The sequence below is a fragment of the Halobacterium sp. KA-4 genome (genome assembly GCF_021028995.1).
In the GTDB taxonomy this organism is placed as follows: Archaea; Halobacteriota; Halobacteria; order Halobacteriales; family Halobacteriaceae; genus Halobacterium.
The window spans coordinates 61,018-86,732 of record NZ_JAJJZG010000010.1 but is presented as its reverse complement, the minus strand read 5'-3'; the positions used below and the strand labels follow the sequence as shown (position 1 = coordinate 86,732).

Genomic DNA, 25,715 nt, shown 5'->3' with positions numbered 1-25,715 from the left:
ACTTACTGATGATTTCGCCTCACGAAGGGTAAGACTGTTTCGCTAGGTAGGGCGGTGTTCAGATAAGGATTGAAAGGTGAGGCGTAGCGTTTTCTGCGTGTCCATGGCGGAGAACGCTAGCCTCAACGGTTGTATCGACCAGATCGAGTTAGACTTTGTGGAACGAGAAGCGACACCGCAGCTGCTGATGAAGCTCAGTATTCAACTGCATCTTGCTGGACTATCGCTTTCAAATACTGTCTCTATTCTTGAGATATTTGGTGTCGAGCGTGCTCGGTCCACCGTTCATAATTGGGTTCACAAGGCCGATCTACAGCCTGACTCTGGTCGGTCTCCGGATCATGTCGCGGTCGACGAGACTGTGATCCAACTCAACGACGAGCAGTACTGGCTGTACGCCGCTGTCGATCCTGAAACAAACGAATTACTCCATACAAAGCTTGAAACAACGACTACGAAGGTTCTCGCTCATTCGTTTCTCGCTGAACTCTCCGAGAAACACGACGTCGAAGACGCTGTGTTTCTCGTCAATGGCTCGCACTCGTTGCAAGATGCGTGTCACCGCCACGGCTACGATTTCAGATACGAGAAACATGGAAATCGGAACGCTGTCGAACGTGTTTTTCGAGAGATAAAACGACGGACACTCTGTTTCTCAAACTGTTTCAGCAACGCCGAAGCAGAAACCGCCGACGACTGGCTCGGATCGTTCAGCTTCGCATGGAATCAGCTTATCTGAACACTACCCTAGGTAGATAGCAAGGTTTTATATTGTTCCTATTTATGATTTCAACAAATGAAAGGCGTCGTCCTCGCCGCGGGCAAAGGAACCCGACTCCAGCCCCTTACCGACGACAAACCGAAGGTCCTCGTCGAAGTAAACGACAAAACTCTCATCGAGGATGTCTTCGATAACCTCATCGATGTCGGTGTCGACGAGTTCGTAGTCGTAGTCGGCTATATGAAGGAGAAAATCATCGAGCGCTACGGCGACGAGTACCGCGGACGCCCCATCACGTACGCCCATCAGCGCGAGCAGCTTGGACTCGCACACGCTTTGCTCCAGGCCGAACCACACGTCGACGACGACTTCGTCCTCATGCTCGGGGACAACATCTTCCGAGGAAACCTGGGCGACGTAGTGAACCGGCAGGAAGAGACCCGGACAGACGCAGCATTCCTCGTCGAGGAGGTCCCGATGGAGGAGGCGTCCCGGTACGGCGTGTGTGACACGAACGAATACGGCGAAATCGTTCGCGTTGTCGAAAAACCTGAAGATCCGCCATCGAATCTAGTGATGACTGGGTTCTACACGTTCAGTCCCGCCATCTTCCACGCGTGCCACCTAGTCCAACCCTCCGACCGCGGCGAGTACGAGCTTCCAGATGCCATCGACTTGCTGATTCAATCCGGCCGCACCATCGACGCGATCCGACTGGACGGCTGGCGTATCGACGTCGGATACCCCGAGGACCGTGAGCGTGCTGAGGAACGGCTCTCAAACGAAAATCTAGAGTCGTCGGAGTCGGAATCAGAAACGACAAAAGAAGCCTAAACGAACCCACGGCCATGCAAGTCCTGGTCACGGGCGGTGCGGGCTTCATCGGCTCGAATATCGCCGAACGCCTCCTCGAAGAGGGGCATAGCGTCATAACCCTGGACAACCTCGACCCGTACTATGACCTCGGCATCAAAGAACACAATCTTGAGGTCTGCCGCGGTGTCGGCGGGGACCGCTTCGAATTCGTCGAGGGTTCGACATCGAACGAAGAAGTTGTCGAGGAAATTATCGCTGGTCGTGATGTCGACATAGTATATCACGAGGCGTCGAAGGCTGGCGTCCGACCGAGCGTCGAACAGCCTAAGGCGTACAACGAGAACAACGTCGACGGCCTCCTGACGGTACTCGAAGCAGCTGCTGACCACGGCGTAGAGCGCGTCGTGAATGCCTCGTCCTCGTCTGTCTACGGCGTCCCTGAGTACTTGCCCTATGACGAAGACCATCCGAACCACCCGAAAAGCCCCTATGCGGTGACGAAACTCTCGGCCGAACACTACTGCAACGTCTACGACCACATTCGAGATGTTTCGACCGTCAACCTCCGATACTTCACAGTGTACGGGCCGCGAATGCGACCGAACATGGCCATCTCGAATTTCGTGTCGCGGTGCCTAAACGGGAAGCCACCAGTAATCTACGGGGACGGAAAACAGACTCGGGACTTCACCTTCATCGAAGATATCGTCGACGCGAACCTCGCCCTGCTCGATACCGACGCCGCGGACGGTGAAACGATGAACATCGGTTCGAACGACCGTATCTCCATCCGGGAACTCGCCGAGTACGTCGTCGAGGAGACAGGTGCGGACGTCGACATCGTCCACGAGGACGCGAAGGACGCCGACGCTCGCCACACGCATGCCGATGTCTCGAAAGCCGGCGAACTCATCGATTACGAACCGAGCAGAGACATTAGGGAAGGAGTGTCCACCTTTATCGACTGGTATAAATCGAACCGCGATTGGTACGAACCACTCGTCCGGAATTCCTGAACCTGCCGTTCGACAGTAAACCGCAGAACTCTCACTCCACGGTAACGCTCTTCGCCAAGTTCCGCGGCTTGTCAATCGCCCGCCCCATCCCATCGGCTACATAATACGCGAACAACTGCATCCCGGCGTTCGCGACTAACGGCTCCAGCAACCCGAGCTCCGGAACGCCGACGACCGTATCGAGGTACTTCTCGCCGCGCTCGTACGACGAGAACCCGACGACTGGCGCGCCGCGCGATTCGACTTCCTTCACGTTGTTCAGCGTCTCGTCTGGACGCGCGCCCTCGGTCAACACCGCTAGCACGGGCGTCTCCGGCGTCACCAACGCCAGCGGCCCGTGTTTCAGTTCTCCGGCAGCGAATCCCTCCGCGTGCACGTACGCAATCTCCTTCAGCTTCAGTGCACCCTCCAACGCGACAGGAGTGCCGAGATACCGCCCGACGAAGAAGAACGCGTCACCGTCAGCGTACTCACCGGCAATCTCGCGGATGGCGTTTTCCTGGTCGAGGAGCTGCTGGATGGCGCCCGGGAGCCCACGAATGTGCTCCAAGAGCGTCTGCGCGCGGTCGACTGACAGCGAACCACGCTGGCGGCCGAAGTACACCGAAAGCATCGACAGCGTCGCAACCTGCGAGGAGAACGTCTTCGTCGCTGCGACACCGATTTCGGGGCCGGCCCGAATGTACAACGCGTGGTCGGCTTCACGTGCAGCAGTCGACCCGACCGTGTTCGTCACCGCAAGCGTCCGCGCGCCGGCACGAGAAGCCGCCCGCATCGCGGAGAGCGTGTCCGCGGTTTCGCCGCTCTGCGTGACCGCGAAAACGAGCGTCCGCCACGGATCTCGACCACCGGTGAACTCGTACTCGCTGGCGACTTCGACGTTGACGCGAACGTCCGCGAACTCCTCCAAGAGGCGCTTCGCGTACAGGCCCGCGTGGTACGACGTTCCGCACGCGACGATTTGAATCTCTTCGACCGAGGCGACGTACTCCTCGGGGAGGTCGATGTCGAGGTCGACGTCGCCCGCCATCTCGTCGAGCCGCCCCGAAATCGTCTGGCGAAGCGCCTGCGGCTGCTCGTGAATCTCCTTGAGCATGTAGTGGTCGTAGCCCCCCTTCTCGGCAGCTTCGGCCTCCCACTCGACCTCGTCGACGGGCCGTTCGACGACCTCGCCGTCGTGGCGGAAACTGACCTCGTCCGCCGTGACGGTGACGACGTCACCGTCCTCGGGGTAACACACATTCCGAGTGTGCTCGATGAACGCCGTGACGTCGCTAGCGATGAAGTTTGCCTCGTCGCCGATACCGACGACCAGCGGGCTGTCCTGCCGAATCGCGACCAGACCGTCGAAGTCCGTGCTTACGACGCCGAGTGCGAAACTCCCTTCGAGGCGGTCCGCGACGCGCTCGACCGCGTCGGGGAGGTCGTACCCGTCGTCGAGTTCTTCTTCGACGAGGTGTGGGACGACTTCGGTGTCCGTCTCGCTCAGGAACTGGTGGCCGCGCTCCTCGAGTTCCGACTTCAGTTCGTCGTAGTTCTCGATGATGCCGTTGTGGACGACGGCCACCTCGCCAGATTCGTCGGCGTGGGGGTGTGCGTTCGCGTCCGTCGGCTCGCCGTGCGTCGACCACCGGGTGTGCCCGACGCCCGTCGTTGAGCCCGAACTCTCGGGGAGATGCTCTCGGAGGGCGTCGATTTCGCCGGCGCGCTTGTACACGTCGAGGCTGTCTCCCTCACCATCACGCAAAGCGATGCCCGCGGAGTCGTACCCGCGGTACTCCAGGTTCTTCAGGCCGTCCGTCAGAATTGGCAGTGCGTCTGATTCGCCGACGTAGCCGATGATTCCACACATGTTATCCCCTCCGAACGACCGCGCCGTCCTCAACGTACCCGTCGACGACAGCGCCGGATTCGACGTCCGCTTCGTTTCCGAGAACACTTCCGGGCGCCACAGCGACCGCGCCGCCGAGTGAGGTGTTGTCGCCGAGAACGCCACCGAGGCGGACGTCCTCATGAACCTCGCCGTCGACGACGACGTCCGCGTTTCCGCCCTCGATGGTCGTATTGGGTCCGACCGAGGCGTTCGCCCCGACGATACAGTCTTTGACGACTGCCCCATCCTTGATTGTCGCATCCGGGAGAACGACGGCGTTCGAGACAGTAGCGTTCGCGCCAATTTCGACGTTGTCACCGAGCGCTGTCCCTGGAAGGACGACCGCACTCGGACGCACTCGAACGTCCCCGCCGAGCGCGACTGCGTCGGCGACCGTGCTCTCGTCGTGAGCGGAGGCCGAGTCGCCACGCGGTGCGCCGAACTGGTCGATGACCTGTGCGTTCACCGTCACGAGGTCCCACAGGTAGGAGACGTCGAGCCAGAGTCCGTCGAACCGAACCGCCGTCAGGTCGCCGCGGGCGGCGTACTCGCGCAGCGTCGTCGTGATTGCGAGTTCCCCGTCTGTTTCGGAAGACCGGAGGTCGTCGAAGATAGACTCCTCAAGCGCGTATACTCCGGCATTAATAGTATCCGCCGAAACCGCGTGCGTCGGCGGTTTCTCCTCGATCGAGGTGACTTGTCGCCCGTCGAATTCGACGACGCCGTAGTTGGTCGGTTCTTCGACGCGGGTTACGGCCATCACCGAATGGCTGCGGTCCCGGTGCGCATCGACAACCTTCGAGACTGCCGACGGGTCCAGAATTCGGTCCCCGTTCAGCGCGACGAACTCTCCGTCGACGTACGGCTCGGCCTGCAGGAGTGCGTGTCCGGTTCCGAGCTGTTTCTCTTGTACAGCGTACTCGATGTCGATTCCCCAGTCGTCCCCGTCGCCGAAGTAACTCTGGATGCGCTCGCGCTCGTAACCGACGACGAACACGACCTCGTTGATGCCGGCCTCTCGGACGGCGTCGACGACGTGTTCGAGCAACGGCTGGTTGGCGACCGGGAGCATCGGTTTCGGGCGGGCGAGCGTCAGCGGCCGAAGCCGTGTCCCCTCGCCCGCCGCTAGTATGACTGCCTTCATGGTTCGGTGTTTCGTGTAACGTCCTTAATACTCTGTGTCCCTGTCCCGCGTGACAACTTCTCCGGGCGCTGTCTTCGCTTCTGCACCGAGCTTGACACCAGCATTCAGACTGGTGTCGATTCCCGTCTTCGCGCCGTCGCCGGCGACGACGCCGAACTTCCGACGCCCAGTGTCGACAGCCTCACCCTTCACACGAACGCGGACGTTCTCGTCGTCGTGGCGGAGGTTTGCGACCGTCGTCCCCGCGCCGAAATTGACGTCCCGACCGAGCACCGAGTCCCCGACGTAAGAGAGGTGAGGGACCGACGCATCCGCCATCAGAACCGAGTTCTTGACTTCCACGGATGCGCCGATCTTCGCATCCAGTCCTACGGCGGTGTGGCCACGAACGTACGCGTTCGGTCCGACAGTCGCTCCCTCGCGAACGAGAACCGGTCCTTCGATGACGACGCCGGCATCGATAGTCGCTCCCTCCTCGACGACGACCGGGCCACGGAGATCCGCGTCCGCGTGCACGTCACCGTCAATACGCTGAGTAAGATCGCCGAGAGCCCACTCGTTGGCTTCGAGGAGTTCCCAGGGGCGACCGACGCCCATCCAGAACGAGACGTCGACGGCCGACACTTCGTATTCGTCGATGACGTGAGCCAAGACGTCAGTCAGTTCGTATTCACCGCGCTCGCTCTCCGTAACGTCGAGCCAGCGTTGGGCAGCGGCGGGGAACGCGTACGCTCCCACGTTCACCATGTTCGACGGCGGGTCGTCGGGCTTCTCGACGATGTCCGTTACGACACCGTCAACGACATCGAAGACACCGTACGGGCGTGGATCCTCGACTTCGTACGTTCCGACTGCGGGCGCGGCCTCGTAGAGGTCACTGAGTGATTCCGCATCGTAGAGGTCGTCGCCGTTCAACACGACGAACGGCGCGTCGTCGAGCTGGTCGCGGGCAGCACGCACGGCATCCGCCGTCCCCTCCTGGCGTTCCTGAACAGCGTACTCGACTGGAACACCGCCGTACTCGTCACCGAAGTGCTTCCTGACGGCGTCCGCCTCGTAGCCGACGACGAGCACGATTCTCGACGCGCCTGCCTCCACCGCGGCGTCGACGGTGTGTGCGACGAGTGGCTTGTCCCCGACGGGAAGCATGGGTTTCGGACGCCGCGCAGTAAGTGGCCGCATCCGCGTCCCTTCACCTGCAGCGAGAACAACCGACTGCATCAGCACCCCCTCCAGAACGTCGCGGACATCTCACTCCGCCTCCGAGAGCAGGTCCCGAACGGTCTCCTCGACGCTGTGCTCGGCCTCGAACCCGATTGCGTCTCGTGCTTCGTCGGTGTCGACGCTGAAGTCCGACCCAGCGGCTTCCTCACCGCGCGGGTTCTCGATGAGTTCGATTTCCGGCTCGTAGCCGCGTTCTTTCCGCGTGACCCGCTGTACGAGATTCGCGAGGTCGAGGACACTCATGTCCTCACCGCTCGCAAGTGGGAGCGTCCGAGCGCCGTCATCGTTCTCTCCGAGGAGGAAGTCCATCGATTGTTCGTAGGCGCGTGCGACGTCTTTCACGTGAACGAAGTCCCGAGCCTGTGTCCCGGGCTCGTGCACGGTCAACGTCTCGTCGTTGAGTGCTTTCTCGACGAAGATGTTGATGACCGTCCGCTTGCCGACCGTTTGCCCACCGACTTCGTGGTGGCCGTAGAGGTTCGACTTCATGTACACGTGTGCCGGGAAGGAGTGTTTCGCCAGCACGTGGATGTCGTCCTCGCTCAGGCGCTTGGTCAGGCCGTATGTGTTGACGGGGTCACGTGGGTGGTCCGATGAGATGGGGAGGTCTACTGGCTCCCCGAGAATAGCCATGCTACACGGGAACACGAGTGGTGTCCCGGAGCTGCGACAGAACCGAGCGACGTTCTCGGTCCCACGGACGTTCACTTCGAACGCCTCGTCGACGTGTTCGTCGCACTCTTCGACGCCGGTCAGCGCGGCCAAATGGAAGAGGATGTCGACGTCACCGAACTGCTCGGCGATGGTGTCTCGGTCGCGTACGTCCCCGTCTAATACTTCTGTCCCGTCGATGGCCTCGACTTTCGCAGCGTGGAAGTTGTCCACGGGGACGACCTCGTGGCCGGATTCGAGGAGGTTCTTCGTGACGCGGGACCCGATGTAGCCCGCGGCACCCGTGATACCGACAGTGTGAGTTTCAGTCATGGTTGGTGAAGTGAGACGCGAGGGATTTGACACCCTCGGTCAGCGTGTGCGTCGGTTCGAAGCCCTGTTCGCGTGCCTTCTCGAAGTTCACGTGGTACGAGGGCCCGGGGTCTTGCTCGTGCTGGTAGGTGATGTCGACCGATTCGCCGACGGTCGATTCGACGAGCTCGGCGATTTCTTCGATACGGAAATTGTCGAGGCCAACGTTGTACGTGCCGGGCTCCCAGTCGAGCGCGTCTGCGTACGCTCGTGCGGCGTCAAGTACGTGAATGAACGGCCGCCAGTTGCTGCCGTCTCCGTACACGGTCAACGGTTCGCCGACGAGCGCGCGGAAGGTGAACGTATTCACGACGAGGTTGAACCGGACGCCAGGGCTCCATCCGAAGTTCGTGGCGAGCCGCATCGAGACCGTCTCCACGTCGGCGTTTCGACAGTACTGCTCGGCCGCGACTTTCGACTCCGCGTACGGGTTCGGCGGAGCTACCGCGTCGTCCTCCACGATGTCACGGTCGTACGCGCTTCCGTAGACGTTACACGAGCTCGCGAGCACGACGCGTTCGACACCGGCGTCCACAGCAGCATCCACGACAGCTTTCGTCCCTTCGACATTCACGTCGTTGACCTCCTCGCGAATCTCGTGGGACGTCGCCGCGCCCGTGATTGCGGCGAGGTGTATTATGGTGTCTACGTCCTCGACTGCACGTTCGACTGCATCGCTGTCCCTCACGTCGCCACGGACGAACTCGTAGTCGTCCGTCGAGACCGCAGTGAGGTTCCGCGGGCTCGACAGCGAGAAGTCGTCGAGGATGCGCACGTCGTGGCCACGAGCGACGAGTTCGGGGAGCAACGCGCTGCCGATATACCCCGCGCCGCCAGTAACGAGGACGTTAATCCGTCAGCACCCCCGGTAGGAAGCGGTCCTCGTGGGCGGTGATGCGGTCTCTCTGTTCGACGAGGGTTCCGAGGATGTCGCGGACACCTTCCTCGAGCGTCTGCTGTTGGCTGCCGACGAGCTCCTCGAAGCGGTCGTTCTCCATCTCCATCTTGTGTTCCTCGTCCTCTTCACGGGGGTTTTCGAAGTGCTCGACCTCCGCGTCGAGGTCGAACTCCTCGCCGACTTCGGCGATAGTTTCTGCGAGTTCGACGATTGCGACCGGGCGGGTGGTCTGGTTGTACACGTCGATGCCGCCGCCGGAGTGCCCGCGCTCGACGAGGTTCACGAGGCTTTCGACGGCGTCCTGGAGACTGACCATCGGCTTCCGCTGTTCGCCCTTCCCGTAGACCGTAATGGGGTACCCGGCGACGGCTTGCGCGCAGAACCGGTTGACGACTGTCCCGAAGTAGTAGTCGAAGTCGAACCGGGTCGGGCGGCCGGTGTTTCGTGTTTCCTCCGTCTCGGTGCCGTAGACGATTGCGGTTCGAACGTCGCTGATGTCGAGGTCGAACTCCGTCTCGGCGAGCCGCATATTCGCGGCGTCGAATGATTTCGTCTGGTGGTACCAACTGCCGCCCATCGCAGGGAAGGGGACTTCGTCGCGTTCTCCCTGATTCTCCATCTTGGCGCCTCCTTCCGGAATGGGGAACTCGGGGGCGCCGTAGATGCCCGTCGTCGTCGTCTCGATGAAGTGCGTATCCTCTAGGCCGGCCTCGTGGAGGCCGTGGAGGAGGTTGAGCGTCATCGAGATGTTGTTCTGCTGTGTGTAGAGCGCGCGCTCGCCGTTGATACTGGAGTACGGCGCACTCGGCTGCGCCGCCGCGTGGAGCACGGTGTCGGGTTCGTGGACTTCGAGGAGCTGGTTGACGAAGTCACGATTTGAGAGGTCTCCTTCGACGAAACTCACACCCTCGAGCTCGCCGAAGCGGTCGTCAGCGTCGTCGATGGGAATTGCGGAGACGCTACCGGATTCCGAAACCCATTCTCGTCGGGCAAAGTTGTCGACAGCGACGATGCGCTCGTCGAGGCGGTTCGCGAGGCGAAGCGTGGTCGGCCAACCGAGGTAGCCGTCTGCACCGGTCAGTAGCACGGTCATGGTTACTCAGAAAGTGAGTAACCACATCCATAAACCTTCTGTTCAGCTCACCGGTCAAGAACCTCGTGCTTCCAGACGAGGTCGAAATACCGACTCAAACCAGCAACGAACGAACCGTTCTCCGTGACCGCAGCCTGTCGCATGCTCAATGGAACGTCGTTTTCCTCGACCAACAGAATGGCCTTCCCAGTTTCGTAGTCCATACTCGGGTCGACGAACGTGCCGCGCCACGGGAGCGGACTCTCGCTGAACCGCAACTCGACACTCGGGTACTCGTCTCGAAGGGTGTCGACAATCCCGGTTTGGATTCTCCGGTTCTCGTCGTCGAGGTGATCGGGATTCAGAAAGAGCATTCGAACCGTAACCCCACGGTCGAGCGCGTCTGCGAGTGCCGGTTCGATGCTGTCGAGGTACTCGAGACTCTTCGTGATGACGTACACCGCTTCGTTCGCTTCGTGGTACAACGACCGTGTTTCACGCTCGCTCGGCTCGCCGACGTCGACGACGTGGAACAACTCCTCGGTCGGCGTGATTTCCTCGCTGGCTTGCTCGAACAGCGGCCCGAACTGGTCGAGGAAATCCTCCCGAACCTCCTCGATGTCGTGGCGGTACTCCTCGAACTCCTGTCGCTGGTTCTCGACCGCACGGTCGAGAATCTCCTCGGGTGGCTTCGGTTGGTACTTCTTCGGCCGACCCGGAATCACTTTCACGAACCCCTGCTCGGCTAACCGATCGAGGACACCGTACATGCGGTTTTTCGGTATCCCGGTTGCTTCTGCGAGGTCCGGTGCCGTCGTTCGTCCGAGTATCAACAATTCTTCGAGCGCGGTACGCTCGTACTCGGTGAGGTCGAGCGGTTCGAGTAGTTCCTCGGCGTCGGACGTGCTCATGGCGTGGCGTTACCCGTTGGCGACCAATAGCGTGGCGGTCCCTCCGGAAGGCTTATGCCACCTCCTCCAAAATGAGTTACTCAGAAGATGAGTAACCGAACTGATGGGGAGCGGACACGGCCGTCCGACGAAGACCACCTCGACGACGTCGCCGACGGTGCGGGCTGCACAGAGATTTGGGAGACGCTCAGTCAGCGCCGGAACGAAGAGTAAATACAAGTTTTTTAGCGGCGGGAGGCAGACGGACAGTTAATGACCGACTACGAGGACGTGTGTGCGCTCGTTCCGACGCGGAACGAGGCGAAGACCATCGGCGACGTCGTGGACGGGCTCTACGACGTCGGCATCGGCCACGTTCTCGTCGTCGACGGCCACTCCGAGGACGACACCCAAGAGATCGCGCGCGAGCACGACGCGGAAGTCATCGAACAATCGGGCTCCGGAAAAGGCCAAGCGGTCCGCGAGGGCGTCGAACACATCGACGAGACGTACGTTCTCTTGCTCGACGGCGACGCCACCAATCCACCAGAGCAAGCTCCGCGACTCCTCGACCCACTCGTCGCTGGTGATGCCGAGCACGTCGTCGGCGACCGCACGGCAGACATGCAGCCGGGCGCGATGACGAAACTCAACCAAATTGGGAACCGCCTCATCAACCGGGCATTCCACCGTATCCACGGCGAGGACTACGGCGACATCCTCTCGGGCTACCGCGCGTTCACCCGCGAGTCGTTCAAGCAGATGTTCCTCTCCGCGGAGGGCTTCGGCATCGAGACGGAGATGGCCGTCGAGTGCGCACGCCACAACATCCCCGTCGAAGTCGTCCCAACCACCTATCGTGCGCGACCGGAGGGCTCGGAGACGAACCTCCACCCGATTTCGGACGGCGCACGCATCATCTTCACGCTGTACAGCCTCGCGAAGACGTCCAACCCCCTCTTCTACTTCGGAAGCGTCGGCGCCGTCTTCGGGACCGCAGGCGTCGCGCTCGCTGGCTACGTCGGCTACGACTGGTTCGTGAAAAACATCTCTCACGAAGCACTGACGATGGTCGCCGGCGTCCTCCTCCTGCTGGGCGTCCAGTTGGTGATGTTCGGCGTGGTCTCCGATATTATGGTCTCACTCCACCGCGAGCAGCGCCAGCGCATCGACCGGCTGCGCGAGGACTGAGCGGGCGCCTGCGCCGTCACTCGCGTAACGGGTCGGCCAGCGCCGCCTCGACTGGTTCGTCCCCGGAGAGCACCTCGAACGTCTCCCCGTACGTCGCCTCGGTGGTGAGCGTCGCTGCGAGGGTGTGCGCGACATCGGCGCGCGGCACGTCACCGTCCTTCTGCGAGAGGTCGGCAGCCGTGCGAATCCGGCCCGTCGCCGGTTCGTTCGTGAGCTCGCCGGGGCGAACCACGGTGTACGTAAGGTCGCTCTCGCGGAGGTACCGGTCGGCCTCACCCTTCGCGCGCAGGTAGTCGCGGAGCGGCTCCGGCGCGGCTGCGGGCTGGTCGGCGAACATCGAACTCAACATGACGAAGCGCTCGACGCCCGCGTCCTCGGCGGCGTCGACGAGCCGAATCGCGCCGTCCCGGTCGACCGCTTCGACCGCCTCGCCGCCCGATCCGGCGGCGAACACGACGGCGTCGCAGCCTTCGACGGCGTGCGCGACTGACTCCGTCAGGTCCGCAACCACTGGCTCGGCACCGAGCGCCGCGACGTCGTCGGTCTGGGCTTCGTCCCGGACCATCCCGTAGACGCGGTGCTCACCGTCCGCGAGTAGCTCTGTGACGTGCTGTCCGACCTGGCCGTGCGCACCGGCAACGAGTACGTCCATAGCCACGTTTGGTCGTCACGCATCGAATAGGTGGCGACCGCGGCCTCACACCATCGACCGACTCCGCGACGAGCCGTCGCTCTCGGTCGTCGAGAACGTGCGGGAGTTGCAGGTCGTCGCTTCGCGTTCCTCACAGGACTGCGGAACTACAGCGGACGAATCGTCCGCAAGAAGCGGGTTTGTCGCTGTTCGTAGCGACCGACGCGATACTCGCGGCCACCAACGAGGACGAGCAGTCAGCACGAGCGCACCAATCCTGGTTGGCAGCCACTGCAACGGGCGATGAGAACCGCCCGTCTGAGAACGTATCAGCCAGCATAGAACGGGTCGCTCACTCCCCAATCCGCCAGATAGAACGGGTGTGTAGTTCTTCGAACGGGAGCACTGACGACGAACGTATTGGAAATGTTCACGACTAATTCCGGCCGTCGAATCGACCACGAACACGAAAGGCGCTACGAATCACCCGATAGCGGCCAGCTACCGAAATTACACACCGACGCGCGGGCGACGACTATCCTGGAATCACGACTGTCAGAAACCGCGTGACGGCACGGGTCTGTAGTACGAGGATTAAGTCTCTCTCGGTGTGACGGGTGACGACAGTTGCTGGCTGCCCTCCTCACGCGCCTGAACGACGTGCGACGGTCGTGCTTCTACGGCTACTTCTCCATCGGATATCTGCGACCGGGCTACAGACGCTTCGAATTGGGGTTGTTACGGACTGAGCCCCTCTGTAGCTACACTGCTCGATTCCGGCGAGTAGCTTTTTCGGCGGCCCACCCGATTCTCGGTGCATGGTATCGGTCGGGACCTGCGGGTACAGCCGCTACGACGCGTCCGAGGGATGGAAGGACGAGTACGAGAGCAAGCTCGCGGCGTTCGCCGACGAGTACGAGAGCGTGGAGCTGCAGTCGACGTTCTACGAGCTCCCGCAGGTCTCGACGGCCGAGCGGTGGCGCCGAGAGGCGGGCGAGGAGTTCACCTTCGCGCTGAAGGCGTGGCAGGCAGTCACGCATCCGTCGTCGAGCCCGACGTGGAACAACCACCGGGACGCACTCCCCAAGGGCGACGTCGGCTACTTCAAGGACTCCGAAGCAGTCCGCGACGCGTGGAACGCGACGCTCGACCGCGCGGACGCCCTCGACGCCGACGTCGTGGTCCTCCAGACGTCGCCGAGCTTCGGGCCGACCGAGGAGTACGAGTCGAACCTCCGAGAGTTCTTCGCGGACGTGGACCGCCGCGACTACACGATCGCGTGGGAGCCCCGCGGCGAGTGGAACGATGCCCCAGACCGGGTCGCCGACGTCTGCCGCGACCTCGATCTCGTCCACGTCGTCAATCCACTCCACCGCGACCCCGTCGACGACGTGGCCGTTGCGTACTGCCGCATGCACGGCGAGACTGGCGACGTCCACGACTACGACTACCGCTACGAGGACGACGAACTCGACGAACTCGCCGACCGACTCCAGGGATTAGACGCCAGCGACGTCTACGTCCTGTTCAACAACACCCACATGTTCGAGGACGCCGACCGACTCCGCGAGCGGCTCGCGGACTGAACGCTGTTCTCCCCAGACTACACCATCGACCGCACGGCCTCAAGCCACGCCTTCGGCGCACGCCGCCGAGCGCCGTCGAGCGCGTACTCCAGCGCGCTCGATGCATCGTCCATTACGCCCTCGCCGTGCCCGACGAGGATACGTTCAGGTTCGAACTGTTCGAGCGCGTTCGGCGGCTTCACGCGCAGCATGGGGTGGACGCCGACGCGCTCGTCGCCGGTCGTGAAGTACTGCGCCGTCCCGAGTGCGTCTCCGACGACGAGCGTCTCGCCGTCGTAGAGTGCGGCTTCGTCCCAGCCCGGCCAGTCGACGGTCCGCACGACCTCGAAGTCAGTGCCCGGCAGCTCGCCGGTTACGGGCTGCGTGCGCGCGTCGATACCGGGGTCGACGAACGACGGCACGTGAATCGGCACGTCGTGCCGTTCCGCGACCGCCGCGGCGTCCCGCCCGTGGCGGTCCATCAACACGACGACGCCCTGGACCTCGCCGAATTCCGCGAACAGGTCATCGACGCCGTCGGCATCCACGGGGTCGACCACCCAGACGTCGCCATCCGCGGCGCTCGCGGCCCCGCCGCTCGCTTCGTCGGTGCCCGGATCGTCAGCGGGCACACGCAACGCGTGACTCGCCCGTTGCATCGCCTCGTCGGGGTGTGCAATCCATCCGACGCCGTCGTCGAAGCGGTCGATTTCCGCGAAGTCGGTCGCGCGCCCGGTGGCTTTCATCGGCATACGAGTACGTACGGCGACCAGCACCAAAAAACGGGGTAGGCCTTTGCACGTGGCCGGCGAACGTCGCGGTGTGCTCTCTGCGCTGGACTCGCTTGCGCTGGAAGTGCGCTCGCTCGACCGCGCGGCCGCGTTCTACGAGCAACATCTTGATCTCAGCGGCGAGCGCCGCGACCACGAAGCGGTCTACGAGGTGGGCGACACGACGCTCGTGCTCCGCGAGCCGTCGACGGTGCCGCGCGGCGGCGTCCACGTCCACTACGCGTTTTCGACGACACGCAGCGAGTACAACGTGTGGCGCGACCGTCTCGCCGACGACTTCGACCTCGTGGAGTTTGACTTCGGGAGCGCGCAGTCGCTGTACTTCGACGATCCGGACGGCCACTGCGTGGAGATCGGGACTGGCGGTTCGGACGGCGACGGTGCGCTCACGGGTGTCTTCGAAGCCGTCCTCGAAGTTGAGGATCTGGAGCGCGCGGCGGCGTTCTACCGCGACCTTGGGTTCGCGGTGACGGACCGCGGCGGCGACCGCGAGCGCGTCCGCCTCGGCGACCCCGTCGACCTCGAACTCTGGGAGCCACAGCTCGGCATCGCGGACGCCCGCGGCGCCGTCCACGCCGACCTCGGATTCGTCGCGAAGTCGCCCACAGACGCCGCGAACGCTGTCGCAGACCGCGCGTGTCGCGTCTCAAACGTAGATAGCGGCGTACGCGTCCGCGACCCCGACGGCCACTACCTGACGTTCACCGAGCGATGACGCTGCGAATCCGGGAGTCGGTGGTTTGTAGGCGGTCCGCTGCGAGGCGGCGACCATGAACAATCCGGTAGTCTTCGGTGGTGCCGCTGGCGTCCTGCTGGTGCTGGTCGCACTGGTGCTGTGGCGGCGACGGTCTTCGGAGGCGGCGGCGTCGAAGCGCGCGCACAACGAAGCTCAACAGCGGGACGCGCCCGTCGAGATGGGCGAAACCTACGAGTTCGGTATCACGGAGTTCACCGACCATCACTCAGGCGAGCGCGTCGCCGTCGGCAAAGTCGAGGGGTTCGTGCTGTTCACCGAGGACATCCCCGAGACGCTCTCGGAGGGCGACGTGATTCGCGCGACGGTGACGTCGTTCAACCGCGAGCGGACGTCCGCGGACGCGATTTTCGAGGGGACAGCCTGAATCGAGGACGGCGCTGTCCGTGACGAACGACCTTAATACGGCCCTCGCGTAAGGCCGAGCAAGGTGGATTTAACGTGAACGTCAGTATCGTCGGCAGCGGCTACGTCGGCACAACCGTCGCGGCGTGTTTCGCGGACCTCGGTCACTCCGTCGTGAACGTCGACATCGACCAGGACACCGTTGACACCATCAACGGCGGCCGCGCGCCGATTCACGAGCCCGGACTCGAGGAACGCATTGCCGAGCACGCGGGTGACCGGCTGCGAGCGACGACCGACTACGACGCGGTACGAGAGACGGACGTGACGTTCCTCGCGCTGCCGACGCCCTCTGAAGCGGACGGCCGCATCGACACCTCGATTATGCAGGCGGGCGCGGAGTCGCTCGGCGAAGCGCTCGCGGGCAAGGACGACCACGTCGTCGTTGTGAAGAGCACAGTCGTCCCGGGGACAACCGAGGACGTAGTCGCGCCCGCACTCGAACGCGGTGGGTTCGACGGCGCGACGCTCGCGATGAATCCCGAGTTCCTCCGCATGGGGACGGCCGTCGAGGACTTCCTGCATCCGGACAAGGTTGTCTACGGCGCGACCGACGAGGCGGCCTACGATGTGCTCCACGACGTTTACGAGCCGCTCGTTGACGCTGCCAACGGCGACCCCGCGGTTGTCGAGACGGGACTGCGTGAGGCCGAGATGATCAAGTACGCGAACAACGGCTTCCTCGCGGCGAAAGTCAGCCTCATTAACGACATCGGGAACATCTGCAAGGAGTTCGGAGTCGACGCCTACGAGGTTGCCGACGCCATCGCCGAAGATGACCGTATCAGCGGTCAGTTCCTCCGTTCTGGGGTAGGGTGGGGCGGTAGTTGTTTTCCCAAAGATACGGCTGCAATTATCTCTGCGGCGAAAGACGCCGGCTACGACCCTGCGGTCCTCGAAGCCGCCGTCGAGGTCAACGACCGTCAGCCCGAGCGCCTGCTCTCGCTGCTCGACGACCATGTCGACATCGAGGGCGAGCGCGTCGCCGTGCTCGGCCTCTCGTTCAAGCCCGGTACCGACGACATTCGGGGAACGCGCGCGATTCCGGTCATCGACGGCCTCCAAGACCGGGACGCCGACGTCGTCGCCTACGACCCGGTCGCGACCGAGAAGATGGCGGAGAAGCGCCCTGACGTCGAATACACGGACAGCGCGCAGGCGGCGCTCGATGGCGCGTCTGGGGCCGTGTTCGTCACGGACTGGGACGAGTTCGCCGCGCTCGACGAGGAGTTCGACGCGATGGCCGAGCCCGTGGTCGTTGATGGGCGGCGCATCGTTGAGCGCCGCGAAGGCATCACGTACGAAGGGTTGACTTGGTGACCACGATGGGTGAGGGCGAACACTGCGAATCGAGTGCCGCGCCAAACGAGCGGCTGGCCTCGTAGCGGAACTGGCTGGTGTCTTTATAGAAGCCAACGACTTGTTCGGCGAGGATCCAGAGTGGAACAGCAACAGGAGATGACCTCGACGGCGAAGCTAATCATTACAGTCGGTCGGCGTCGACGCCGACGCCGGGCGGCGCAACGACGAGAAACTCCCGGAAGTGCATGAGCGTACCGCCGGCGTCCTTAACGTCGCTGGCGAACCCACTGGCAAGGTCGTTGAGGTCGCCGTCGACGGCGAGCAGGAGGACGTTGCCGTCGTGGACTTCACCGAGCCAGTCGCCGTCTGGCGTGGTGCCGTCGAGGACGCCGAGGACGACGCTCCCATCGAAGGACTCGGGGACGTCGATTTCCTCCTCGGCGTTCCGTAGGTCGAGGTTGAACCCGTCAGACATGGTCGTAGCGTGGGCGCGACGGGGCAAAAACCTTCCCGACAGTGGATTTATGCTGGCGGCGGCCGTTGCTCCGCGCATGCCCGACGTCCACCTCAGCGAGGAAACCGTCGAGCGACTGGACGCACTCCGGGAGGATGAGGAATCCTATGACGAACTCGTTGAGGAACTCCTCAACATCTATGAGGCCGAAGAGCTCACACTGTTCCACTCCGGGGACGGCTAGTCGCCGGCTGCAGCGCGCCGAACTTTCTCCCACTTCCCCTCGTCTTCGAGGTGGGATTGGAACGCTTCGGCGTACTCCTCGGCGAGCTGCGTTGCTTCCGCTTCGAGTTCCTCGTCGCCGTCGTCGGCACTGCCGAGACCGAGTGCGTCCTTGATACCGCCAACGACGCCGCTGCTGCGATTCATTGATTGGCTGCCACCACCGCCCATCGCCATCTGTTTGTCGACGTTCTGCATTTCCGGGAGGACGTGTTCAAGCTTCGAGGTGTCGGCGACGACGCGCGCATTATCAGGGTCGTCAGCGTCCTCAATCTCGAACTCAACCGCGGTCATCACGAGCCCCCACTGGGAATTTGACAGCGACGACGCTCGTACCCGGTCGTCGAACTCGTTGTCGACAGACATACGAGCACCGACCACCATATCTTGCCAGTCATTAGCCATGACTGCCGCTACGCGGTGGGCGTGCTTGTATGCTACGACGAAAAGAACGTGGTAGTCGTGGCGTCCGCCGTATGCTCGCCGTTTAGAACGCGCCGGTCTCGCCGGTAATCTCGGCGTGAAGCCCCTCGCGGAGCGCGCTGTGGACGTGACAGATGTCTTCGGCACGAGCGACGATGGCATCGAAATCATCATCCTCGAGGTCCTCTTCAACGAGGAGGTGGAAGCGGATCGCCTCAAGGTCGTCATCGTCATCGAGGTCGCCCTCAACGTCGACGTCGATTCGGCCGAGGTCGTCGAAGCCTTCCTTGTTGCCGCCGACGCGGAACGCCGGGATGAAACACGACGCGTAATCCGCGAGGAGAACGCCGTTGGGCTCCGGCCCTTCTTCCTCGGTCGCGTCGACGGTCAGTTCATAGTCGCCGACGCGCGAACGCGTGACGTACCCTTCCTCGGACGTACTGGTGACTTCGATTGTCATTACGTGCGAGGCAACTCACGCCCGCGCCGTAAGCGTTGTTCTTTCGGAAGCCGCCGCGGGGACGGTGGACCGCGCGACGGCGGCGCCGTCAGTAGAAGTGTTCGGAGAGGTCGAACGTCTCGTCGCCGTCAAGCACCTGGACGTCGGCGGGGCTGCCGGTGGCGTCGACCTCGCGCACGAAGTCGTCGGTGTCGATCTCGATGGGCGGGAACGTGTCGTAGTGCATCGGGAATGCGACGTCGGCGTCGAGCCAGTCGACGGCGACGGCGGCCTGCCACGGCCCCATCGTGAAGTGATCCCCCACAGGCACGGCGACGGCGTCGGGTTCGAGGAACGGCGCGATGACGTCCCGCATCTCCGTGTGGAGGCTGGTGTCGCCGGCGTGGTAGAACGTCTCGCTGTCCTCGTCGGCAACCTGCGTGGGCTTGGTGTCCGAAATCACATAGCCCGCGGGCATCCCGGCGGAGGTGCCGTAGCCGGTGTCGATGCCGTTGGAGTGGTCCGCGCGCACCATCGTCACGTAGGCGTCGCCGAGTTCAACGGTACCACCAAGATTCATTCCGGTGGCGTCGTCGATGTCGTACTGGTCGCCGAGATAGCCCGCGAGCTCGGGCGTCGCGACGAAGTGCGCGCCCCGGTAGCGGTCCACGTCGGCGATGTGGTCGGCGTGGCCGTGCGTGAGCAGCACGTGGTCGGGGTCGACTTCCTCGGGGTCGGTGTCGGTCTTGGGGTTGTCGAAGAACGGGTCGATGAGCAGCGTCGTCTCGCCGACTTCCACGCGCCACGTCGAGTGGCCGAACCAGGTCAGTTCCATAGCACCTCCAACTACTCGCGAAGCATACATAAAAGCTGACGGCCCAGTAGATACTTCCGCGAGTGTGACACGAACGCCGGTATGGACATCGCCCGCGAGTCCACTCGTGATACCGCCGGCGCGAGCAACCGCGACGGACTGCTCGGGCTCCTGCTCGCCCAACTAACGCTATTGACCGTCGTTGTCGCCGTCAGTTTCGACGCACCCGGTGTCTTCGTTCTGCTGGCGTACGCGTCCGCGCTACTGATCGGCCTCCCCGCGTTCGGCGCGGGGCTTGCGCTGCTCGCGCCGGCCGGCGACTAACCGGCCACCTTTACACCATTCCCACAGCGTTAGGTGGGTCCGGGTTCGTCGTCCGGTATGAAGCAGCGACGACTCGGCTCAACTGGGTTCGACGTCAGCGAAGTTAGCCTCGGCACATGGGAAATCGGCGCCGACTGGGGCGACGTCGCCGAAGAAGAGGGCAAGGACGCCGTACGCGCCGCGCTAGACGCGGGCGTGAACTTCCTCGACACCGCGGACGTCTACGGCGACGGGCGCAGCGAACGCCTCATTCGCGAGGTCCTCGACGAACGCGACGAGGACCCCGTCGTCGCAACGAAGGCAGGCCGCCGCCTCGACCCCCACGAGGCCGACCGCTACATACACGAAAACCTCGAACAGTTCGTCGACCGCTCCCGCAAGAACCTCGGCGTCGACTCCCTAGACCTCCTCCAACTGCACTGTCCACCCACAGAGACGTACTACCAGTCCGAAACATTTGATGCGCTCGCGGACCTCCAGAGCGCGGGGAAACTCGACCACTACGGTGTCAGCGTCGAGAAGGTCGAGGAGGGCCTGAAGGCCATCGAGTATCCGGGCGTCGAGACCGTCCAGATCATCTTCAACCCCTTCCGCCAGCGGCCCGCCGAGCGCTTCCTCGAGGCCGCCGCGCGCGAGAACGTCGGCGTCATCGTGCGCGTGCCGCTCGCGTCGGGGCTGCTCACGGGCGCAATCGACGAGGACACAGAGTTCCCGGAGAACGACCACCGAAACTTCAACCGCGAGGGCGACGCCTTCGACGTCGGCGAGACGTTCGCTGGCGTCCCCCTTGAACCGGGCGTCGCGGCCGTCGACGAACTCCGCGAACACGTCCCGGACATGCTCACGTTGCCTCAGTTCGCGCTCCGCTGGATTCTTGACTTTGACGCTGTCTCCACTGTCATTCCGGGCTCTACCTCACCCGAGCACATCCGGAGTAACGTCGCCGCGTCGAACGCCCGCCCGCTCACGCACGAGGCCCATGGCGCGACCCGTGACGTCTACGAGAAGTACATCGAGGAGCACGTCCACCACCGCTGGTAGTTACGAGAATTTCGATTTTACGCGGTCGTAGAGTTTCACGCGACGCTTGGCGGCGTCATCTTCTGCGTTTAAGCCGGCTTCCTCAATCAGGTCTTCAAGCGGGATCTCGTACACTGGACCGTCGCCGTCATCAACTGGTTTCGCTGGGTCTTCAGTCTCTCCGGTATCAGGGTCAACCCACTCAAACCCAGTTGGCTCAGGTGTGGCGGGCTCAATACCGATGCTATCTGCGAGTTTCGCGGCGAGTCGCTTGTACGCACGGGCCGCTGGACTCTCCGGTTTCAGCGAGACGACCGGCCGGCCCTTTCGTACTGCGAGTTTCACGGCGTCGTCGTGGGGCACACTGACGGTTACAGCGTCTGTTGTTCCTAGCGCAGTCGCAATCCCTTCAACGTCGTCGAAGCTGCCGTCGCCGGTGCGTGTGAATACCGCCCCCACGACTGGTTTGTCGAGCTTCCCGACGAGCTTCCCGGTCTTCGTGGCATCCGTCAGTGATGCTAATTCAGCAGTGGTCACGAGGAGAACGCCGTCTGCGACGTTCATCGCCATCGCAATATCATAGCTCAGCCCCGCCCCCGCGTCGAGCAACACCACGTCATGACGTTCACGGAGGTATTCGACGACTCGATGGAGGGATTTGGCGTCGGCTCGTGCGAACTGCTCTAAGTCAGTTGAGCCCGGGACGAGTGTGAGTCCGTTCGTCTCATAGGTGGCATCGGCGGGCGACGCCTCTCCACCGAGCACATCATGCAGGGTTACATTCGGATCTACGCCAAGGAGGCCGGCAAGATTCGCCATGCCGAGGTCAACATCCATCACGGCGACGTCGAACCCGTCGTCGGCGAGCGCCACGCCGAGATTTGCTGTGGTCGTCGACTTCCCGACGCCACCCTTCCCGCTAGCGACGGCGAATACGTATCCGTCGCCTCCGGCCTTGTTCATCGTGGGAAAGGTAGCGGATACCGATACATAAGTGTGGCTCCCCCGGGTCACACCGTAAGCAGTGATTCCACGAGTGAGAGTGTGAGCGACCCGATGATCGCTGAAATCCACGTCAACACTACGAAGTGGAGGTAGGCGTTGACTTTATGCCCGCCATCGATGACCCGAATCATGAGCGACGACAATACCGCGTTGATGAGAATCGTCACGACTAGCAGATACTCGATGAGTTGGATGTCGTACACAGCTGTGTTGATGATGCTGCCGATATCTAGCGCGGAGTTTGAGAAGCTCAATCCCAGCCCGGAGATCACGTCGACAATGCCCAGTCCGATGAAGAATGCGAACGTTGCTGCTGCGGTGATGCCGTACAGCACACCAATCATCGTTGAGGCGGCCTGATTGCGGCGCTGGCGGAGTTGCTGGACTTCACTCATATTCCCGGAAATGAGGTTACCGAGGTGTTTCGGGTCGCCACCCATTTGGCGGCCGATTAGGTACATTTCACTGAATTTCTGAATCAGGTACGAATGTGCGTCTGCGCTAAAGTGACGCCACGCCTTTGACGCGTCAATACGAAGGTTCAGTCGCTTATAGAGATCATCGACGAGACCCGTAAGCGCGCCGAACTCCTTGGTTCGAAGCGTCTCCAGGACTCGCGTTGTTGTTGTCTGGCGAGCGGTTTCGCTGGCGCCAAGCGCGCGAATGAAATTTGTGAACGCGTCGTCGCGGTCTTTCACACGTTCTTCCTCAGCACGCGCTACGAGACCCGGAATGACCAACGGCGTTGTCGGGATGGCGGCGTACAGCGGGAGTGGGATGCTCCGGGGCGCGATGCTCGTCCAACCGAGAAAGACAACTAATTCACCAGCAACGAGGACCAGCGAGAGCCCAATCCCAACCGTAGTGGCGATCCGCAGCCGCCATTCCGTGGATGTCGTCCGGTTCTCTGGGAAATACCACAGTGGATCACTGGGTGATACCGTGTAGATGGCGTACACGAACCCGATTTGGATGAACGTGTAAAGCACGACAACGGAGGACACCGTTAATGTTGGATTTGTCCCCGAGAGGATAGGCAGGACAGTCGCGAAGACGAGCGCAAACGTCACCGACAGCACCATCGAAAGATAGAGATCTTTCATCACCTGAAGATTTTCCAGTTGTCCCTGATAGACCGTTACGTAGTTCCGGATGATTGAGTCCTGCTCGGAGGTTAGATACGACTCCAAACTCTCCCCAGAGTTGATGGTGTACGCCAGCCGATCCAGAAAGTCTGCGACAAGATTGCTTGGTACTTTGTTCGCTCGCATCCGACAGGCGTCGTCAAGGCTCTGATTCCACGCGTCGATTAACTGGACGATACGCCGTGATTCCTCCGCAAGCGGACCATATTCATGTTCGTTCCCAATGCGTCGAAATACCTCCACACGGTCGATGTTCGTCGTCGATAGGATCGTCATATGCGTGACGAACAGGTGGAACTGGTTTTCCATCTGCGTCTTCCGCTGATCGCGCTTAATCTTCGGGTATAGAATTGCGGCGACAAGCACGAGCGCACCAAGCATCGGGACCGGAACAGCGACGAACAGCGGCAAGTCCAGAAACAAGAATGTAGCGACAGACGCGAACAGGAACACGATCGACGGCACTACAACAAGGAGGGCGTACGTGTACGCCGGCATCGGCATCTGCCGGTACGACTCAACGACGGACGCGATGAGGTCACCGAGTTCGATGTTTTCCAGCGTGCCAGTTGGCTCGGCGTCGACGTCCTCAGCCACCATACTAGAACCCGCGCGAGATGGTGAATGGCAAGCCTTCGATCCCGTCGCGCTGGAACGCCTCAATCGTCTCGTTGAACTCGTGATACCCCGTCAAGTCCTCCTGAATGATGCGTTCCATAATGTCTGCGCGGAAGTCCAACTCCTCGTAGATCTCGCGCGTGTCAGAATACCCTAGCAGGGTCGCAATCTGTTCTTCGAGCACGTAGGAGTTGTTCCGCCCCTGAAAGACAATCTCGTCTTCGACAGGATCCCAGTAGAACGCCTGCCGGGTGACAACCCCACCCATCTCCTTGGAGTACCCCTCAATCTCCTGGACCGACGTAACCCGACGCAGGACGTCATCACCCTGCTTGACGCGATTCTGGAATAGGGCGACGTCAGCGTTATCCATGAACGTCTCCGGAACGTTGATGGGATCACCCGTGAAGCGTTGAATCATCGACACGATGTCGCTTGCGTGGAACGTCAACATCACGGGATGGCCGGTCTGGGCCGCCTGGAACGCCATCCGACCCTCCTCGCCGCGCACCTCACCGACGATGATGTAGTCGGGACGCGAACGCAATGCGGCCGCGACCAAATCGAACATGTCCACGTCCGCGGAATTCTCGCCCTGGCCCTCCCGAGTGAGAAGTTGCTGCCACGTGTCGTGGGGCGGCAGCACCTCGGCAGTGTCCTCCGCAGTATAAATCTTGGAATCCCGTGGAATGAACGACATGATGGCGTTCAGGGTCGTAGTCTTCCCGGACGCCGTCTCCCCGACGACGAACACCGTCTGCTCGTTCTCGAGACACAGCCAGAGATACGCCGCCAGCTCCGGCGAGAGCGTCCCCCAGTCCGTAATCTGGCCGACCGACAGCGGAACCTCATCACCTTGACGAATCGTCAACGACGGCCCCTTCAGGGAGACATCATCGCTATAAATTATATTCACACGGGACCCGTCCGGGAGCGTCGAGTCCACAATCGGATCGGCGTCCGACACCGGGTCACCGATGCGTTCACCCATATTCCGCAGCCAGCTGTCGAACTGCTCTGACGACCCGAAGTCAACTGTGGTCTCCAGCATCCCGAACGTGCCGTGGTCGACGTAGCAGTGACTCGGCCCGATCACGTGAATGTCCTCGTTGTATGGATCACGCATCACGGGTTCCAGCGGGCCGAATCCGACGATGTCGCGGTTCAGCTGATAGCGAATATTCTCGTAGGTTGATTGCGTCACGGGGATGCGGCCCAAGCCAAACGCTTCCCCCAGTGCGTCTCGGACGAGTGGCACCGCCGCCCGGAACTGCCGGGCAGCTTGTTTGGGCGCGGTTGCGACCCGGCGCGCTCCTGCTTTCACTTGCTTGCCGGACAGATCCCCGGAGTCCATCGACATTTGGCCGCGCTCATCACTGACCATCTGATTGGCAACATCCGACGCACCGAAGTTCCGGACCAGCGCTCCAAGGTTGTTCGGGAGCGACCGCACTCGCTGGAACACACCACCGTCCTCATCGTCGTTGATGCGAACCGTCTCGTCCAAGAGTTCCTCAATACGGTCGTCGTATTCGGCCTCCTGTTCGGGCGCGGGCTTGTTCACGGACTTCTCAAGGATGCGCTCCCGGACCTGACTGAACACGGCTGATTCGGGGCCGGAGAGCTCCGGCTCAACGGTATAGTACTTCGTGTCCTTCCCGAGATCACCGTACACATGGCAGTAAATCGGGCCGCCGACAGGATAGAGGACATTCGGCTTGTCCGCCTCCCACTCGTCGTCGGGTTCATCGATGAATTTCGGGAACTCTCCCGTGAACTGTTTGAACCGCTGAAGGTATTCACGCAGATGGGCGTTTTGACTCGCTGTCTCCCGAAGTTCCTGCCCGATCTGTCGACTCCCGTGGTCTGCCATAG

General features: G+C 62.2%; 28 protein-coding genes. 12 read left to right on the top strand and 16 right to left on the bottom strand.

Going from position 1 to position 25,715, the window contains the following annotated elements:
* Positions 1-103 precede the first annotated feature (103 nt).
* The 3 genes from LPA44_RS11315 to LPA44_RS11305 are packed head-to-tail and all read left to right on the top strand — an operon-like array spanning position 104 to position 2,553.
* On the top strand, positions 104-739 hold the full coding sequence (locus LPA44_RS11315; RefSeq protein WP_230889692.1) for an IS6 family transposase: 636 nt from the start codon (positions 104-106) through the stop codon (positions 737-739).
* Between the two features lie 57 nt (positions 740-796).
* On the top strand, positions 797-1,555 hold the full coding sequence (aglF, locus tag LPA44_RS11310) for a UTP--glucose-1-phosphate uridylyltransferase AglF (RefSeq protein WP_230889691.1): 759 nt from the start codon (positions 797-799) through the stop codon (positions 1,553-1,555).
* 14 nt (positions 1,556-1,569) lie between these two features.
* The gene (locus tag LPA44_RS11305; protein WP_230889690.1) at positions 1,570-2,553 is read left to right on the top strand and encodes an NAD-dependent epimerase/dehydratase family protein; all 984 of its coding nucleotides are present in this window, start codon (positions 1,570-1,572) and stop codon (positions 2,551-2,553) included.
* Positions 2,554-2,584: 31 nt separating this feature from the next.
* On the opposite strand, the gene glmS is transcribed toward LPA44_RS11305, so the two are convergent.
* The 7 genes from glmS to LPA44_RS11270 are packed head-to-tail and all read right to left on the bottom strand — an operon-like array spanning position 2,585 to position 10,698.
* Positions 2,585-4,405 carry a glutamine--fructose-6-phosphate transaminase (isomerizing) gene (gene glmS, locus LPA44_RS11300; RefSeq protein ID WP_230889689.1) on the bottom strand — a complete coding sequence of 607 codons (1,821 nt, stop codon included), beginning with the start codon at positions 4,403-4,405 and terminating at the stop codon, positions 2,585-2,587.
* 1 nt (position 4,406) lies between these two features.
* Positions 4,407-5,570, bottom strand: a complete 1,164-nt coding sequence (locus LPA44_RS11295) for a sugar phosphate nucleotidyltransferase (protein WP_230889688.1) — start codon at positions 5,568-5,570, stop codon at positions 4,407-4,409.
* A gap of 24 nt (positions 5,571-5,594) precedes the next feature.
* Complete coding sequence (gene glmU / locus LPA44_RS11290; protein ID WP_230889687.1) at positions 5,595-6,791, bottom strand: bifunctional sugar-1-phosphate nucleotidylyltransferase/acetyltransferase; 1,197 nt, start codon at positions 6,789-6,791, stop codon at positions 5,595-5,597.
* Positions 6,792-6,821: 30 nt separating this feature from the next.
* A complete protein-coding gene (locus LPA44_RS11285) occupies positions 6,822-7,778 on the bottom strand; it encodes an NAD-dependent epimerase/dehydratase family protein (RefSeq protein WP_230889686.1) in 957 nt (318 codons plus the stop codon).
* A complete protein-coding gene (locus LPA44_RS11280) occupies positions 7,771-8,670 on the bottom strand; it encodes an NAD-dependent epimerase/dehydratase family protein (RefSeq protein ID WP_230889712.1) in 900 nt (299 codons plus the stop codon). Before LPA44_RS11280 ends, LPA44_RS11285 begins: the two co-directional genes overlap by 8 nt.
* Positions 8,666-9,808, bottom strand: a complete 1,143-nt coding sequence (locus tag LPA44_RS11275) for an NAD-dependent epimerase/dehydratase family protein (RefSeq protein ID WP_230889685.1) — start codon at positions 9,806-9,808, stop codon at positions 8,666-8,668. Before LPA44_RS11275 ends, LPA44_RS11280 begins: the two co-directional genes overlap by 5 nt.
* Before the next feature lie 47 nt (positions 9,809-9,855).
* Positions 9,856-10,698 carry a TrmB family transcriptional regulator gene (locus LPA44_RS11270; protein WP_230889684.1) on the bottom strand — a complete coding sequence of 281 codons (843 nt, stop codon included), beginning with the start codon at positions 10,696-10,698 and terminating at the stop codon, positions 9,856-9,858.
* Positions 10,699-10,785: 87 nt separating this feature from the next.
* Between LPA44_RS11270 and LPA44_RS18095 the strand changes: the two genes are divergently transcribed.
* Complete coding sequence (locus LPA44_RS18095; RefSeq protein WP_269069988.1) at positions 10,786-10,911, top strand: hypothetical protein; 126 nt, start codon at positions 10,786-10,788, stop codon at positions 10,909-10,911.
* 39 nt (positions 10,912-10,950) lie between these two features.
* Positions 10,951-11,868 (top strand): S-layer glycoprotein N-glycosyltransferase AglJ, encoded by a 918-nt coding sequence (gene aglJ / locus LPA44_RS11265; RefSeq protein WP_230889683.1) that lies wholly within the window; start codon positions 10,951-10,953, stop codon positions 11,866-11,868.
* Between the two features lie 16 nt (positions 11,869-11,884).
* Here aglJ and LPA44_RS11260 read toward each other — a convergent pair whose 3' ends face one another.
* Positions 11,885-12,520, bottom strand: a complete 636-nt coding sequence (locus LPA44_RS11260; protein ID WP_230889682.1) for an SDR family oxidoreductase — start codon at positions 12,518-12,520, stop codon at positions 11,885-11,887.
* 797 nt (positions 12,521-13,317) lie between these two features.
* Here LPA44_RS11260 and LPA44_RS11255 point away from each other — a divergent pair.
* Positions 13,318-14,085 (top strand): DUF72 domain-containing protein, encoded by a 768-nt coding sequence (locus LPA44_RS11255; RefSeq protein ID WP_230889681.1) that lies wholly within the window; start codon positions 13,318-13,320, stop codon positions 14,083-14,085.
* A 17-nt stretch (positions 14,086-14,102) separates the two neighbouring features.
* On the opposite strand, the gene LPA44_RS11250 is transcribed toward LPA44_RS11255, so the two are convergent.
* The gene (locus LPA44_RS11250) at positions 14,103-14,816 is read right to left on the bottom strand and encodes a hypothetical protein (RefSeq protein WP_230889680.1); all 714 of its coding nucleotides are present in this window, start codon (positions 14,814-14,816) and stop codon (positions 14,103-14,105) included.
* A 70-nt stretch (positions 14,817-14,886) separates the two neighbouring features.
* Here LPA44_RS11250 and LPA44_RS11245 point away from each other — a divergent pair, with 70 nt between their 5' ends.
* From LPA44_RS11245 to aglM, 3 genes are all read left to right on the top strand, one after another.
* Positions 14,887-15,570, top strand: coding sequence for a VOC family protein (locus LPA44_RS11245; RefSeq protein ID WP_230889679.1), 684 nt, complete (start codon positions 14,887-14,889; stop codon positions 15,568-15,570).
* A 55-nt stretch (positions 15,571-15,625) separates the two neighbouring features.
* Positions 15,626-15,976: a TRAM domain-containing protein gene (locus LPA44_RS11240; protein WP_230889678.1), complete on the top strand. Its 351-nt coding sequence runs from the start codon at positions 15,626-15,628 to the stop codon at positions 15,974-15,976.
* Positions 15,977-16,050: 74 nt separating this feature from the next.
* Positions 16,051-17,334: a UDP-glucose 6-dehydrogenase AglM gene (gene aglM / locus LPA44_RS11235; protein WP_230889677.1), complete on the top strand. Its 1,284-nt coding sequence runs from the start codon at positions 16,051-16,053 to the stop codon at positions 17,332-17,334.
* A 163-nt stretch (positions 17,335-17,497) separates the two neighbouring features.
* On the opposite strand, the gene LPA44_RS11230 is transcribed toward aglM, so the two are convergent.
* A complete protein-coding gene (locus LPA44_RS11230) occupies positions 17,498-17,791 on the bottom strand; it encodes a DUF5779 family protein (protein ID WP_230889676.1) in 294 nt (97 codons plus the stop codon).
* Positions 17,792-17,867: 76 nt separating this feature from the next.
* Here LPA44_RS11230 and LPA44_RS11225 point away from each other — a divergent pair, with 76 nt between their 5' ends.
* The gene (locus LPA44_RS11225) at positions 17,868-18,014 is read left to right on the top strand and encodes a DUF4806 domain-containing protein (RefSeq protein ID WP_230889675.1); all 147 of its coding nucleotides are present in this window, start codon (positions 17,868-17,870) and stop codon (positions 18,012-18,014) included.
* Here LPA44_RS11225 and LPA44_RS11220 read toward each other — a convergent pair.
* From LPA44_RS11220 to LPA44_RS11210, 3 genes are all read right to left on the bottom strand, one after another.
* The gene (locus LPA44_RS11220; RefSeq protein WP_269069981.1) at positions 18,011-18,457 is read right to left on the bottom strand and encodes a DUF5799 family protein; all 447 of its coding nucleotides are present in this window, start codon (positions 18,455-18,457) and stop codon (positions 18,011-18,013) included. The two genes, LPA44_RS11225 and LPA44_RS11220, sit on opposite strands and share 4 nt — an antisense overlap.
* An 82-nt stretch (positions 18,458-18,539) precedes the next feature.
* Positions 18,540-18,935, bottom strand: coding sequence for an OsmC family protein (locus LPA44_RS11215; RefSeq protein WP_230889673.1), 396 nt, complete (start codon positions 18,933-18,935; stop codon positions 18,540-18,542).
* Positions 18,936-19,023: 88 nt separating this feature from the next.
* Complete coding sequence (locus LPA44_RS11210; RefSeq protein ID WP_230889672.1) at positions 19,024-19,749, bottom strand: metal-dependent hydrolase; 726 nt, start codon at positions 19,747-19,749, stop codon at positions 19,024-19,026.
* 81 nt (positions 19,750-19,830) lie between these two features.
* Here LPA44_RS11210 and LPA44_RS11205 point away from each other — a divergent pair, with 81 nt between their 5' ends.
* Positions 19,831-20,052 carry a hypothetical protein gene (locus tag LPA44_RS11205; RefSeq protein ID WP_230889671.1) on the top strand — a complete coding sequence of 74 codons (222 nt, stop codon included), beginning with the start codon at positions 19,831-19,833 and terminating at the stop codon, positions 20,050-20,052.
* 57 nt (positions 20,053-20,109) lie between these two features.
* The gene (locus tag LPA44_RS11200; RefSeq protein ID WP_230889670.1) at positions 20,110-21,093 is read left to right on the top strand and encodes an aldo/keto reductase; all 984 of its coding nucleotides are present in this window, start codon (positions 20,110-20,112) and stop codon (positions 21,091-21,093) included.
* Here LPA44_RS11200 and minD read toward each other — a convergent pair whose 3' ends face one another.
* Genes minD through LPA44_RS11185 form a run of 3 tightly spaced genes read right to left on the bottom strand, consistent with a single transcriptional unit; the run spans position 21,094 to position 25,713 of the window.
* Complete coding sequence (minD, locus tag LPA44_RS11195) at positions 21,094-22,035, bottom strand: MinD/ParA family ATP-binding protein (RefSeq protein WP_230889669.1); 942 nt, start codon at positions 22,033-22,035, stop codon at positions 21,094-21,096.
* Between the two features lie 47 nt (positions 22,036-22,082).
* A complete protein-coding gene (flaJ, locus tag LPA44_RS11190) occupies positions 22,083-23,822 on the bottom strand; it encodes an archaellar assembly protein FlaJ (RefSeq protein ID WP_230889668.1) in 1,740 nt (579 codons plus the stop codon).
* Between the two features lies 1 nt (position 23,823).
* Complete coding sequence (locus LPA44_RS11185) at positions 23,824-25,713, bottom strand: type II/IV secretion system ATPase subunit (RefSeq protein ID WP_230889667.1); 1,890 nt, start codon at positions 25,711-25,713, stop codon at positions 23,824-23,826.
* Positions 25,714-25,715: the final 2 nt, after the last annotated feature.